Source organism: Micromonospora sicca (assembly GCF_003172935.1).
GTDB classification, from domain to species: domain Bacteria; phylum Actinomycetota; class Actinomycetes; order Mycobacteriales; family Micromonosporaceae; genus Micromonospora; species Micromonospora sicca.
Genome location: NZ_QGKS01000256.1, coordinates 23,876 through 36,865 on the forward strand (window position 1 = coordinate 23,876; position 12,990 = coordinate 36,865).

General features: G+C 74.4%; 10 protein-coding genes and 4 pseudogenes. 10 read left to right on the forward strand and 4 right to left on the reverse strand.

From position 1 onward, the window contains the following. Window positions 1-58: 58 nt before the first annotated feature. A complete protein-coding gene (locus tag DKT69_RS19615) occupies window positions 59-1,690 on the forward strand; it encodes a hypothetical protein (protein WP_109802980.1) in 1,632 nt (543 codons plus the stop codon). On the opposite strand, the gene DKT69_RS19620 is transcribed toward DKT69_RS19615, so the two are convergent. Together DKT69_RS19620 and DKT69_RS19625 are read right to left on the reverse strand one after the other, a co-directional pair. Then, on the reverse strand, window positions 1,620-2,123 hold the full coding sequence (locus tag DKT69_RS19620) for a DUF7144 family membrane protein (RefSeq protein ID WP_109802981.1): 504 nt from the start codon (window positions 2,121-2,123) through the stop codon (window positions 1,620-1,622). The two genes, DKT69_RS19615 and DKT69_RS19620, sit on opposite strands and share 71 nt — an antisense overlap. A gap of 107 nt (window positions 2,124-2,230) precedes the next feature. Further along, entirely contained in the window at window positions 2,231-3,064 is an 834-nt protein-coding gene (locus tag DKT69_RS19625; RefSeq protein ID WP_109803005.1) for an alpha/beta fold hydrolase, read from the reverse strand. A gap of 173 nt (window positions 3,065-3,237) precedes the next feature. Here DKT69_RS19625 and DKT69_RS39955 point away from each other — a divergent pair. Next, window positions 3,238-3,339 (forward strand): annotated as a pseudogene (locus tag DKT69_RS39955) (sigma factor); the annotation flags it as partial. Between the two features lie 179 nt (window positions 3,340-3,518). Further along, window positions 3,519-4,238 (forward strand): annotated as a pseudogene (locus DKT69_RS19630) (RNA polymerase subunit sigma-70); the annotation flags it as partial. Here DKT69_RS19630 and DKT69_RS19635 read toward each other — a convergent pair. Beyond that, window positions 4,184-4,969, reverse strand: coding sequence for a pyrimidine reductase family protein (locus DKT69_RS19635; protein ID WP_109802982.1), 786 nt, complete (start codon window positions 4,967-4,969; stop codon window positions 4,184-4,186). The pseudogene DKT69_RS19630 and the gene DKT69_RS19635 overlap by 55 nt on opposite strands. Window positions 4,970-5,120: 151 nt before the next feature. On the opposite strand from DKT69_RS19635, the gene DKT69_RS19640 reads away from it, so the two are divergent. From DKT69_RS19640 to DKT69_RS19655, 4 genes and pseudogenes are all read left to right on the forward strand, one after another. Beyond that, complete coding sequence (locus DKT69_RS19640; RefSeq protein ID WP_109802983.1) at window positions 5,121-5,666, forward strand: plasmid pRiA4b ORF-3 family protein; 546 nt, start codon at window positions 5,121-5,123, stop codon at window positions 5,664-5,666. A gap of 319 nt (window positions 5,667-5,985) precedes the next feature. Further along, window positions 5,986-6,159, forward strand: a pseudogene (locus DKT69_RS19645) (carbohydrate ABC transporter permease); the annotation flags it as partial. Beyond that, a complete protein-coding gene (locus tag DKT69_RS19650; protein ID WP_109802984.1) occupies window positions 6,156-7,589 on the forward strand; it encodes a GH1 family beta-glucosidase in 1,434 nt (477 codons plus the stop codon). The pseudogene DKT69_RS19645 and the gene DKT69_RS19650, both read left to right, overlap by 4 nt. Before the next feature lie 83 nt (window positions 7,590-7,672). Continuing rightward, a complete protein-coding gene (locus tag DKT69_RS19655; RefSeq protein WP_109802985.1) occupies window positions 7,673-8,719 on the forward strand; it encodes a LacI family DNA-binding transcriptional regulator in 1,047 nt (348 codons plus the stop codon). Window positions 8,720-8,843: 124 nt separating this feature from the next. Here DKT69_RS19655 and DKT69_RS19660 read toward each other — a convergent pair whose 3' ends face one another. Next, a complete protein-coding gene (locus DKT69_RS19660; RefSeq protein WP_109802986.1) occupies window positions 8,844-9,932 on the reverse strand; it encodes a phosphotransferase family protein in 1,089 nt (362 codons plus the stop codon). Between the two features lie 150 nt (window positions 9,933-10,082). Here DKT69_RS19660 and DKT69_RS19665 point away from each other — a divergent pair, with 150 nt between their 5' ends. The 3 genes and pseudogenes from DKT69_RS19665 to DKT69_RS41135 form a co-directional block, all read left to right on the forward strand. Beyond that, window positions 10,083-10,787 (forward strand): ACT domain-containing protein, encoded by a 705-nt coding sequence (locus DKT69_RS19665; RefSeq protein ID WP_109802987.1) that lies wholly within the window; start codon window positions 10,083-10,085, stop codon window positions 10,785-10,787. Window positions 10,788-10,867: 80 nt separating this feature from the next. Next, complete coding sequence (locus DKT69_RS19670) at window positions 10,868-11,920, forward strand: GNAT family N-acetyltransferase (RefSeq protein WP_109802988.1); 1,053 nt, start codon at window positions 10,868-10,870, stop codon at window positions 11,918-11,920. A 320-nt stretch (window positions 11,921-12,240) separates the two neighbouring features. Then, window positions 12,241-12,954: pseudogene (locus tag DKT69_RS41135) on the forward strand (recombinase family protein); the annotation flags it as partial. Between the last annotated feature and the right edge of the window lie 36 nt (window positions 12,955-12,990).

Below are 12,990 nucleotides of genomic sequence, written 5' to 3' on the forward strand. Positions count from 1 at the left end.
CCCGGCCGGGCATGATCCGCGAGATCCTGCAAGGGACCGGGGGAAGCGGGGAGCGGACGTGGGATCGAGACGGGGCCGGGTGGTGGCGCTGCTCGTCCTCGCCGGGCTGCCGCCGGTGGTCGAGCAGGCGGCGCTGGCCGCCGTCCCGCTGCACGCCGCCCGGGGACTCGCCCCGCAGGTCACGGCCGTCTGGCCGTACGACTCGTACCACGACCTGCGCTGGCTGCTGGTCTACCACGACTCGTGGCTCACGTTCGTGCTCGGGCTGCTCGGCATCACGTTGGCCCGGGGACTCCTCTCCGCCGGGCTGACCGCGCTGGCCTGGCCGGCCGGTACGCCGCGCCCCGCCTGGGGTTGGCTGGTGCGGCGCAACCTGGAGGTCGCGGCGCTGGCCGCGGTGGTGATCTCCCCCTGGGCCGCGCTCTCCGTCGCCTTCTCCGCGGTGGCGCTCTCCTGGTACCTGTTCGCCTCGCTGGGCCCGATGCTGGTGCTCGCCCCCTTCCTCGTCCGGGCCGGGGTGGTTGCCGGCTGGTGGCGGGGGTTGCCGACGATCGAGCTGTTCGGCTGGTCGGCGCTGAACTTCGTGCTGCTGACCCTGGCGGGCGCGCTGATCTCCACCACCCCCGGCTGGTGGGCGGTCGGGGTCGCCGGCCTGGCCGGCGTGGCGAACGGGCTGCTCTGGCAACGGACCGTGGCCGACGCGGCGCTGCCGGCCCGGATGCGCTGGCGACGGGCGCCGGTTGCCCCCATCGCCATCGTCCTCACCATGGCCGGGGCGGTCTGGGCCCAGTCGCTGATCGGGATCGCCGCCCCCGGACCGGGGGTGTGGCGGCCGCCGGTCCTCACCGAACGGCTGCCCGACCGGGTCAACCACGCGGTGATCGTCCTCGACGGGCACGACTCGGCCTGGGAGGGGGAAGCACCCGCCGACCCGCGGGTCGAGCGCTTCTCCTACGCGGGGCTGGACGCGCGTGGTCGGCCCCTGCCGTACCCGCCGGCGGCCACCCACCGGTCGCTCGACTCCAGCAGCGTCCTGCTCGCCGCCCAGGTGGACGCGCTGCACCGGCGTACCGGCCGGCCGGTGGCCCTGGTCGGGCAGAGCGAGGGCTCCATGGTGGTCCGGACCTACCTGGAGAAGTTGCCCCCTGGCCCGGTGACCGCGGCGGTGATGTTCAGCCCGCTGGTCCAGGCCGGGCGCACCTACTACCCGCCCCCGGGGCACGAGGGCTGGGGGGTCGCGACGGGCTGGGAGCTGCGCGCCCTGTTCTGGCTGGCGGGCCGGCCGCAACCGGTGAAGGACGACCCCGACGAGCCGTTCGTGCGATCGGTGCTGATCGACGCGCCGTTCTACCGCAACCGCACCCTCTGCCCGGTGCCGGGCGTCCGGATGATCGCCTTCCTGCCCACGGTCAGCGCCGCCGAGGCTCCGCCTGGGGAGTACAGCCGCATCCCGGTCTACCAGCAGCCCGCGTTCCATGGCGGCCTGATCGGCCAGCGGATGGTGGAGGACCGGGTGATCGCGTTCCTGGCCGGCGAGCGGGTGGAGCAGCCCCGCCGGGAGTACGGCCTGCTCCAGCGGCTGGGTGCCGCCTGGCAGGCGCCGCCGTTGGCGCTGTCGCTCAACCCGGTGTGGTCGGCGAGCCGGGAGGGGGACCCGGCGAGGACCGGCCGGGTCTGCGAGGCGCGCTGAGCCGATCCGGCCCGGGCGGGGTCGGCGTGCGACCGGGGACGGCGCGCCGGTGGCGGAGCAGCAGTCGGACAGCCGCCAGGTCGAGTGCGACCACCAGGACGGCCTGGATCGGCGCGTACGGCAGGAACAGCAGGTCGATGCCGATCGCCGCCGTGGCGGAGCAGACGGCGAGCGGAACGGTCCCGCGTCGACCGGTCAACGCCAGCAGGCCGGCGAGCGTCACCGCGGCGCCGACCGCGACGTGCAGCCACGCCCAGCCGGTGATGTTGACCTGGTACACGCCCTGACCGGTCTCGACCGTGAACAGGTTGCGCGCCGTGTACGGCCAGACCGACAGCACGTCCACCAGGCCGGCGCCGGCCAGTAGGCCGCTGGCCAGCAGGGGACGGCCGGCCCCGGCCGCGCCGCTGTCGCCCGCCCATGTGAACCGCATCGTCCCAGGCTATGGGGCCGAAGGGGCGGGTGCGGGCGGGTTCGGCGACCGTCCGCCCCGGTGAACCCCGACTACGCCGGTGCCCGCGCCCGTCGTCGTGCTGCGTCTCAGTGGTCGGCGAGGACCTCGCGCAGCCGGGCGGCGAAGGCCGGCGGGTCCTCGACGAAGCCGATGTGCCCGCCGGGGAACATCGTGGGGGTGCCGCCCAGCGCCGCGGCCAGTGCCCGCGAGGTGCGGTCGCAGATCTGACCGGTCGACTGCTCGCCGAGGCCGACGACGACGCGGGTGGCACCGTCGCGCAGGGCGGCGACGTCGGGCCGGAACCGGGTCGTCCCCCGGATCATGTGGACGTACTGGAAGTGCTCGTCGGCGGCCGCCCGCGGCTCGGGTTCGCCGCCGAACATGGCCTGGATCATCTCCTCGGGCAGCTCGATGTTCGCGTTGGCGAGGAACTTGCGCCCGGCGCCGAGCCGGTCCCCCGACCGGTAGGTGGCGATCATGTCCTCCTCCCGGGCCAGGAGTTCCGCGCGGTCGGCCAGCAGGCCGAGCAGCGGCGGCTCGTGCGCGATGACCGTGTGCACCTGCTCGGGGTGGGCCTCGGCGAGGGCGAGGACGGTCACCGCGCCGCCGCTGGAGCCGAGGACCGCGGCCGGGCCGGCGTCGAGGTGGGCGAGGAGCCGGGCCACGTCGTCGGCGCGCAGCTGTGGGGTCGAGTCCTGGTGGGGGTCGTGCAGGACGCTGCGGTTGATGCCTCGTGGGTCGGTGGTCAGCACGGTGTGCGCCACGGCCAGCAGGTCGGCCAGCGGTGCGAAGGCGCCGGCGTCCATCGGGGCGGCGACCAGGGCCACCAGCGGTCCCTGCCCGCGTACCTCGTAGTAGAGGCGCCCGTCCGGGACCTCCAGGGTCGCGGCGGTGACATGCTCGGCGGAGATGCTGCTCATCGGGGTCCTCCCGGTCGTGGCGATGGCGTTCACCATGCAGACTCCCGTCCTGGGGCAGAATCGTCGCTGTGAGCGTGACTTCCCGGAAGGGGGCGGCGGGCGCGGCCGACCAGGCCGCCTTCACCGCGCTGGTCGCACCGCTGCGCCGGGAACTGCACGCCCACTGCTACCGGATGCTCGGTTCCACCCACGACGCGGACGACGCCCTCCAGGACGCCCTGCTGCGGGCCTGGCGGGGGCTGCCGGGCTTCGCGGGACGCGGTTCGCTGCGCTCGTGGCTGTACACGGTGGCGACCCGTACCTGCCTGGACATCCTCGCGGGTCGCCGCCGCCGGGCCCTGCCCGTCGACCTCGGCCCGGCGAGTGAACGCGCGGTGCCGGACAACCGTCCGGCCACCACGTCGCCTGGCTCGGGCCGTATCCGGATGCCGGCCTCGCCGCCGGTCCGGCCGCCCCGGACGTACGCTACGAGCAGCGCGAGGCGGTCGAGCTGGCCTTCGTCGCCGCGTTGCAGCACCTGGCCGGCAACCAGCGGGCGGCGCTGCTGCTCTTCGACGTCCTCGGCTTCTCCGCCGCGGAGATCGCGGCCATGATGGACACCTCCACCACGTCGGTGAACTCGGCGCTCGCGCGGGCCCGCCGGGTCCTGGCCGAGCGGGTCCCCGCCGCCAGTCAGCAGCGGACCCTGCGCAAGCTCGACGACGCCCGCCTGCGGGAGATCGTCACCGGGTACGCCACGGCGCTGGAGAACGGCGACGCCGACGCCCTGATCGCCCTGCTCACCGAGGACGTCACCTGGTCGATGCCGCCGATGCCGCACTGGTACCGGGGCCTCGACGCGGTCGCCGACTTCGCCCGCGAGGTGCCGCTGACCCGGTGCGGGAGCTGGCGGCACCTGCCGACCAGCGCGAACGGCCAGCCCGCGGTCGGGTCGTACCTGCGCCGGGGCGGGACCGGCCCGCACCTGCCGTGGTCGATCGACGTGCTGACGCTGCGGGGCGCGCGGATCGCGGAGATCACGTCGTTCGTGGCGGTGACGCACTTCCCGGTGTTCGGGCTGCCGGACGCGCTCCCGCCTGGGCCGGGCGAACCTGTCGGTGGTCCGGCCCGGGACGCGCCTCAGGCGGCCGGCGCGGCACCGGCCGGGGGCGCGTCCTCCGGGTCCCCGGCGTAGCGCAGCATGAGCGTCCCGTCGGCGGCGGCGAGCACGTGCCGCAGCGGCAGCCGACGGGGCGCGCCGGCGTCCCCGGCGGTGATCCGGCCGGGGCCGGCCCCGGCCAGCAGCGGCGCGACGGTGAGGCAGAGCTCGTCGACCAGGTCGGCGGCGGTGAGCGCGCCGAACAGGTGCGGGCCGCCTTCGCAGAGCAGCTGGTCGAGCCCGCGCCGGCGCAGCTCGGCCAGGCCGGCGCCGAGGTCCACCCGGTCCGCGCCGCAGCGGACCAGGTCGGCGACCTCGGTGAGCCCCGGCGGCGGCTCGGCGGCGTCGCGGGTGAGCACGAGCGGCCGGACCGGCGCGTCGGCGAACGCGGCCTGGGCCGGGTCGAGGTCGAGCGAGCCGGAGACCACCACGAGCGTCGGGTACTCGACCAGGCCGTGCTCCCGGCGCCAGGCGCGGCGCGGTTCGCTCAGCCGGACCGCCCGGTAGCCCTCGTGCCGGAGCGTGCCGGCGGCCACGACGAGGCCGTCGCAGAGCATCCGGAGCAGCCCGAAGACCCGCTTGTCCGGCTCGCCGGAGAGCCCTTCGGAGTAGCCGTCCAGGGTGACCGCGCCGTCGGCGCTGGTCACGAAGTTGACCCGCAGGTGTGGTCGACCGGCGCGGCCGTAGAGCGCGGCCAGCTCGGGGTCGGTCAGTGGCCCGGTGGCCGGTGCGGGCCAGACCCGGGAAATCGCCGTGCTGTCGCTCATTCGCTGGCCGGACCGGTGACCGGAGGGGCGGGTCGGGGGGTACGGTGCTGGCAGTCGCACCACTTCCGGCCCGGACAGTCGTCGTGCCGTCGCTCTCGGCACGCTCGGCAGATCATGCTGGCAGCCTATGCCGAGGGAGGATGGGACACCGATGCCGCGTCAGATCTTCCAGCTCACGATCTTCCTGGCCGGGGTCCGGCCGCCGGTGTGGCGGCGGGTCCTCGTCCCGGGTGGGTACACCCTGGATCGGGTGCACCGGGTGGTGCAGCACGCCATGGGGTGGCGGGACTGTCACCTGCACTCGTTCGAGATCGACGGGCTCCAGTACGGCGAGCCGGACCCGGACGGCGAGCTGGCGGTCCGCGACGAGTTGGACGTCCGGCTGGACGCGGTGGTCGGCAAGGGCAGCCGGTTCCACTACACGTACGACTTCGGCGACTGGTGGGAGCACGACCTGCTGGTGGAGGACGTGTGCACGGCCGACCCGGACGTGCGGTACCCGTCGTGTCCGCAGGGGGAGCGGGCCTGCCCGCCGGAGGACGTCGGCGGCCCGTCGGGGTACGCCGTCCTGCTGGCCGCGCTGACCGATCCGGCCCATCCCGAGCACCTGGCGATGCGGGAGTGGGCCGGCGCCGGCTTCGACCCGGACGCCTTCGACGCCGCCCGCGCGACCACCCTGCTGCGCCGCCTCTGCTGATCCGGGTTCTCCTACCCGGTTGATACCGCCGCGCGTCGATCGGGGCGGTAACGATCTGGGAACGCTCCCATAGTGTCTATTGACACTCCTGACACCTCCCGGCGACGCTCGTGGGAGCGCTCCCGCGAGTGGCGCGGATCTCATCCGTGGCGTTCCGGTCCCCGTCCGCCGGCCCGTTCGGCCGGCGGCTGGCGCTGCACAGCACCCCCCACCACACAGCACCCCCCACCACAAGGACACCAGCCTCACCAGCGAAAGAGGGGTCTCGGATGAGCGTCCCAATCCGTCGCCGCCGGTTCGCGGCCATCGCGGTCGCCTCCCGGCCAACCCGACCGTCCAGATCTCCCTGCGCAGCCTCAACACCGCCTACTTCGCCGACAACTCGCAGATCTTCGCCGGTACGTTGATCGCCACCCTGCCCCTGTTCATCGTGTTCGTTCTGTTCGGCCGCCAGATCATCGGCGGAATCATGGAAGGCGCCGTCAAGTCGTGAGCAACCCAGCCAGCCCGCCCGCCGTCGGCGTCCTCGACCAGGGTCCGGAACTCACCTTCCCGCCCGGTTTCCTCTGGGGCGCGGCCACCGCCGCGTACCAGATCGAGGGCGCGGCGGCCGAGGGCGGCCGTACCCCGTCGATCTGGGACACCTTCAGCCACACGGCGGGCCGGACGGTGGCGGGGCACACCGGGGACGTGGCCTGCGACCACTACCACCGGATGCCCGACGACGTCCGGCTGATGGCCGAGCTGGGGCTGAAGTCGTACCGGTTCTCGGTGTCCTGGCCGCGGGTGCAGCCCGGCGGCACCGGCGCGGCGAACCAGGAGGGCTTGGACTTCTACCGCCGGCTGGTCGACGAGCTGCTGGGCCACGGCATCGAGCCGTGGCTGACCCTCTACCACTGGGACCTGCCGCAGCCGCTGGAGGACGCCGGCGGCTGGCCGGCCCGGGACACCGCCGCCCGGTTCGCCGACTACGCCCAGCTCGTCGCGGACGCCCTCGGCGACCGGGTGAAGTACTGGACGACGCTCAACGAGCCGTGGTGCTCGGCGTTCCTCGGCTACGGCTCCGGTGTGCACGCGCCGGGCCGCTCCGACGGCGGCGACGCGGTCCGGGCCGGGCACCACCTGATGCTCGGCCACGGCCTCGCGGTGCAGGCGCTGCGGGCGTCCCGGCCGCAGGCGCAGCTCGGCATCACGCTCAACCTGTACCCGGTCACCCCGGCCAGCGACGCGGCCGGGGACGTCGACGCCGCGCGGCGGATCGACGGGTTGGCGAACCGGTTCTTCCTCGACCCCGTGCTGGGCGGGGCGTACCCGGCGGACCTGACGGCCGACCTGCGCCAGGTCAGCGACTTCGGGCACGTCCGGGACGGCGACCTGACGATCATCTCCAGCCCGCTGGACGTGGTGGGGATCAACTACTACAGCCGGCACGTCGTCGCTGCCCCGGTCCCCGGGGCGGAGCCGGAGGCGTACTGGCGGTCGCCGTCGTGCTGGCCGGGCAGCGAGGACGTCCGGTTCGTCACCCGGGGCGTCCCGGTCACCGACATGGACTGGGAGATCGACGCTCCCGGCCTGGTCGAGACCCTGGAGCGGGTGCACCGCGACTACACCGACCTGCCGCTCTACGTCACCGAGAACGGCTCGGCCTTCGTCGACGCGGTGGTCGACGGCCAGGTCGACGACCCGGACCGGCTGGCGTACTTCGACGCGCACCTGCGCGCGGCGCACGCCGCGATCAGCGCCGGGGTGCCCCTGAAGGGCTACTTCGCCTGGTCACTGATGGACAACTTCGAGTGGGCGTGGGGGTACACCAAGCGCTTCGGCATGGTCCACGTCGACTATGACAGCCAGGTGCGGATCCCCAAGTCCAGCGCCAGGTGGTACGCCGAGGTGATCCGACGGAACGGCCTGGCCGCACAATAGGCTCCAGGTCACGCCAGTAGCGGGCGGCCCGGCACCGACGCCTCAACCGGTGCCGGGCCCGTCCGACGTCGGAGGAGCACACGATGACAACGCAGCGCACCCGGTCGCTCGGGCGCCCGACCCTCGACGCGGTCGCGGCCCGCGCCGGCGTGGGGCGCGGCACGGTCTCCCGCGTGGTCAACGGCTCGCCCCAGGTCAGCCCGGAGGCCCGCGCCGCGGTCCAACAGGCGATCGCCGAGCTGGGGTACGTGCCGAACCGCGCCGCCCGGGCGTTGGTGACCCAGCGGACCGACTCGGTGGCGCTGGTGGTCTCCGAGTCCGGCGAGCGGGTCTTCACCGAGCCGTTCTTCGCCGGCATCGTCCGGGGCGTCAGCTCCGGGCTGCTGGAGACGCCGATGCAGCTCTGGCTGGCCATGGTGCAGTCGCCGATCGAGCGGGAACGGGTCGAGCACCATCTGACCAACCAGCACGTCGACGGGGTTCTGCTGCTCTCGCTGCACGACTCCGACCCGCTGCCCGCCCTGCTGGAGGAGCGGGGCCTGCCCACCGTGCTCGGCGGTCGGCCGGCCCGGATGCTGCATCCCGACGCCCAGCCGGCCTGGTTCGTCGACATGGACAACGTCGGGGGCGCCCGGCAGGCGGTGGAGCACCTCTTCGCGCGGGGGCGGCGACGCATCGCCACCATCGCCGGGCCGCAGGACATGGGCGCCGGCCTGGCCCGGTTGTCCGGCTACCGGGAGGCCGTCCGGGCCGCGGGCGCCCGCGTGGACGAGGACCTGATCGCGTACGGGGACTTCAGCGAGGGCAGCGGCACCGCCTGCATGCGGCGGCTGCTGGAGGTCTGCCCCGACCTGGACGCCGTCTTCGCCGCCTCCGACCTGATGGCCTTCGGCGCCCTGCGCACGCTCCGCGAGGCCGGTCGCCGGGTGCCCGAGGACGTGGCGGTGGTCGGCTTCGACGACGCGCCCATCGCCCGGCAGGCCGAACCCCCGCTGACCACCGTCTTCCAACCGGTCGAGGAGATGGGCCGGCAGATGGCCCGCCTGCTGGTCTCCCGCATCCGCGGCGACGAGGTCCCGAGCCCCCACGTCCTCCTCGACACGAAACTCATCCACCGCGCCTCCGCCTAATGGCCCCCGGCGCACGGCTGAATCGTCTGCGACATCAGCGCCAAAGGCAGTCAGCGGTCGCGTCGGACCCCCGGACGGCGAGGAGAGGCGAACCTGCGGGCGGGCCGGACGGGACGAAGGTCCGTCACTTCTCCCTGACCGCGCGCAGGCCGTGCTCGACCAGCGGGGCCACCATGTCGCCGATCCGGTCGAACCCGCCACCGAGCGTCTGCCCGAGGGTGTGCCGGTAGTGGATCCCCTCGCAGATCACCGCGAGCTTGAAACAGCCGAGCGCCACATGCCAGTGCAGCGGGCCCACGTCGACGTCGCTGCGGCCGGCGTACCGGTCGATCAGCTCGTCCCCGGTGGGGAAGCCGGCGCGCGGGCCGATCCCGTCGGCCACCGGGTTGCCCTCGGCCAGCTCGCTGTCGCCCAGCACGCTCCAGTACGTCAGCAGCAGCCCCAGGTCCGCGAGGGGATCGCCGAGGGTGGCCATCTCCCAGTCCAGGACCGCCCGGACCGTGACAGGGTCGACGGCGGCGAGGAGGTTGTCCAGCCGGTAGTCGCCGTGCACGATCCGTCCCGCGTTGGCGCCCTCCGGCACGGTGTCGGCGAGCGCGTCGCGCAGCTCGTCGATGCCGGGCAGCTCGCGGCTGCGGGAGCGGTCGAGCTGGCCGGCCCAGCGGCGTACCTGCCGCCCCAGGTAGCCCTCGGGGCGACCGAAGTCGGCCAGCCCCACGGCGGCCGGCTCGACCATGTGCAGCGCGGCGAGGGTGTCCATCATCGCCATCGCCAGGTCGTGCCGCTGCCCGTCGGTGAGTGGGTCGGTCTGCGCCCGGGTCCGGTAGACCTGCCCGTCGACCTTCTGCATCAGGTAGAACGGCGCGCCGATCACCGCGTCGTCGGCGCAGAGCAGCAGCGCCTCCGGGACGGGGACCTCGGTCGGCGCCAGCGCCGAGATCACCCGGTGCTCGCGGGCCATGTCGTGCGCGGTGGCCAGCACGTGCCCGAGCGGGGGCCGGCGCAGCACCAGTTCGCGCCCGCCGGCGTGCACCAGGTACGTCAGGTTGGACTTGCCGCCGGCGATCAGCCGCGCCGACAGCGGCCCGGCGGTGAGCTCCGGCCGCCGTTCGGCCAGGTACGCGGTGAGCCGGTCGAGGTCGAGGCCCTTCGGGGACCGGTCGGCCGCCGAGCCGGTCGGGGTCTGGGCAGGGTCGACGGCCGGTTCGGTCATCCGGATAGTTGATGGCAGCTCAGCTTTCTTGTCAAGGTCGGATTTTCCGCCGGGACATGCCGCTGCAACAGGGGCGAAATGGTCAACCGGCAGGCTGGTGCCCAGCCTGCCGGCCGCCACGGTCGGCCCGCCGACGCGGAGGGACCAGACATGTTGCTGAGAGTTCGGGTGACCCTGCCGGACCGACCCGGGACGCTCGGCCAGGTGGCCCGCACACTCGGCGTGTCCGGCGCCGACATCGTCCAGGTGGTGGTGCTGGAGCGGCTCGGCGGCCGGGCGGTCGACGACTTCACGGTGGTCTGGCCGGGGGCGGCGCGGGTGGAACGCCTCCTCGCCGGCCTGGCCGCGATCCCCGGCGTCAAGGTGGACGGGGTGTGGCGGGCGATCGGCGCGCCCACCACCACCGGGCAGGACGCCGAACTACTCGCCCAGGTCGCCGCGAACCCGGCCGACGGGGTGGCCACCCTGGTGGACGCGGTGCCCGGGCTGCTCGCCGCCGACTGGGCGGTGGCCGCCGTCGTACCGCTGGACTGGGCCTCGCGCAGCGGCGCGGCCGGCGAGGCGACGGTGGGGCACGCGAGCTGGCGGGCGCCGGAACCGCCGCGGCTGCCGGAGGTGACCCCGCTGCGGGCCCGCGCGATGACCACCGCGGCCGGCGACCACTACGCGGTCGCGCCGTTCGGGCGCGCCGGCCTGGTGCTGGTGGTGGCGCGCGACCGCATCGAGCCCCTCGCGGCCGCCGCGTTCCACTCCACCGAGGTGGACCGGCTGGCCCAGCTGGTCCGGGCCAGCGCGGTGATCCTCGGCGACCGCCTCGACCTGGTCGGCGCTCCGCCGGTGACCAGCGTCACCTGACCGGTCCGGGCCTGTCACCGTCGGGCAACGGCAGCGCAACAGCTGGGCGGCAGGGTCTTGTGGTGAGGAAGGGAGCAGACATGACGCTATGGCGGATCCGAGCCACCGTGGACGACCGGCCCGGCTACCTGTCGGTGCTCACGGCGAGCCTCGCGCTGCGCGGGGTCAACATCCTCACCGTGCAGGTGCACACCACCGAGGTGGGCGCCGTCGACGACTTTCTCGTCGACGCGCCCGACCAGCTGACCGAGGCGGACCTGCTGGCCGCGGTCGAGCGGGGGCGGGGTCGGGACTGCTGGGTGGCGCGCAGCGAGGCGCGCGGCCTGGCCGACCAGCCCACCCGGGTGCTCGGCCTGGCCACCCGGCTGGTCCGCGACCCGGACGCGACCGGGGAGGCGCTGCGCACCCTGCTCGGCGCGGACGCGGTGACCTGGCGTCCGGTGCCGGTCGGCGCCCGGCCCGGGATCGGCGCGGCGACGATGCTGCTCGCCGACCCGGCCGGCGGGTCGTTCGAGCTGCGCCGGGCCGCGCCCCGCTTCACCCCGGCCGAGTACGCCCGGGCGCAGACGCTCGTCGAGCTGGCCGGCACGGTGGCCCGCCGGGCGGCGGACCAGGTCACCCTGCTCCTGCCCGACGGGACGGAGCTGTCGGTCCGGCCGGCGACCGGGGACGACCTGCCGGGTGTGGTGGAGCTGCACCGGGCCTGCTCGGCGCGCAGCCGGCAGCGCCGGTACCTGGGTGGCGCCCCGTGCCCGCCGGCGTCCCGGCTGCGCCGGCTGCTCGAACCGGCGCGGGGGATCACCCTCCTCGCGACCCGCGCCGGCTCCGGCGGGGAGGCGGAGTCGGTCGTCGCGATGGCGAACCTCCTCGCGGAGGGGGACGAGGCCGAGGCGGCGCTGCTGGTCCGGGACGACTGGCAGCGGCGGGGCATCGGCACGGCGCTGCTGCGCCGCCTGGTCGGGCACGCCGAGCGGGCCGGGTACGTGGCCGTGGTGCTGCTCGTCCAGGCGGAGAACGCGCCGATGCTGCGGACCCTGGCCCGGCTGGGCCGCCCGGCCCCGGTGGAGCGGGACGGGTCGCTGCTGACCGCGACGGTGCCGCTGGTGGCCGGCGTGCCGGCCCGGTCCGCGTGAGCTGAAGGGAGCGCCGGCGTCGGGCGGTGCGCCCCGCGCCGGCGGAACGGCCGACCTCCGGTGCGGAGGCGGTGAAACGGCAGGGCCCCCGGTGCGGGGGCCCTGCCCATGTCCGGGGTGACTCAGGTGGCCGGGTAGCTGCTGTAGTCGGGGAATTGTCCCAGCACAATGGTACCGTCCGGGCCATGCCAACACCCCCGAAAACCTGCTCACTCTACCTGCGGATATCGGTATCGAAAGATGAGTCCGACTCGCTGGAGCGCCAGGAACGCGACCTGCGCCGCCTCGCGCTCGACGAGGGCTAGACCGTTGTAGCCACCCACGTCGACGACGGGTTGTCTGGCGCGCTCTCGACGCGTCCCGCGTTCCTCGCGTGGCTTGACGACGCCGCGGCCGGCCGCGCCGGTGCCCTGCTCGCGTGGCGATTCGACCGGATCTCCCGCGAAGGGCTACCCGCCGTCGCCCGGCTGCTGGAGGTCCTCAAGGCGTCCGGCGGCCGAATGCTGACCTACGGCGACCGGATGGACAGCGACTCGCACGCCTTCCGCATCACCGCCGCCGTGCTGTCCGAGGTCGCCTACACCGAGCGCGAGACGTTGAAGGCCCGCGTGCTCTCGCGCCAAGCCAACGACCGCCGCAAGGGCTGGTGGACCCGCGAACGGCCCTTCGGCTACGTCGTCCAAGATCACCGCCTCGTGCGGCACCCCGACGAGGCACCGATCGTCCGCGAGCTGGTGCGCCGAGCCATGACCGGCGACTCGCTACGCGCCCTCGCGAAGTGGCTCGACGCGGAGGGCGTGCCGACGCCGAAGGCCGCCAAGGGCTACAAGCGGCCCGACAAGCCCGCCCGCAACGGCCGCACCTACACCGGCCCGCCGACCTGGCAGCTCCAGTCCGTCCGCGTCATCCTGCGTAACCCGGCGCTGGCTGGCTGGCTGCCGAACGAGGGTCTCCCCGTACGCGGCGAGGACGGCGAGTTGATCGTCGTCGCCAACGATCCGATCCTCAGCCCCGGCGAGTGGCACGGCCTACAAACGGCGCTCAACGCCCGCTCGGCGCTCAACGCCGAC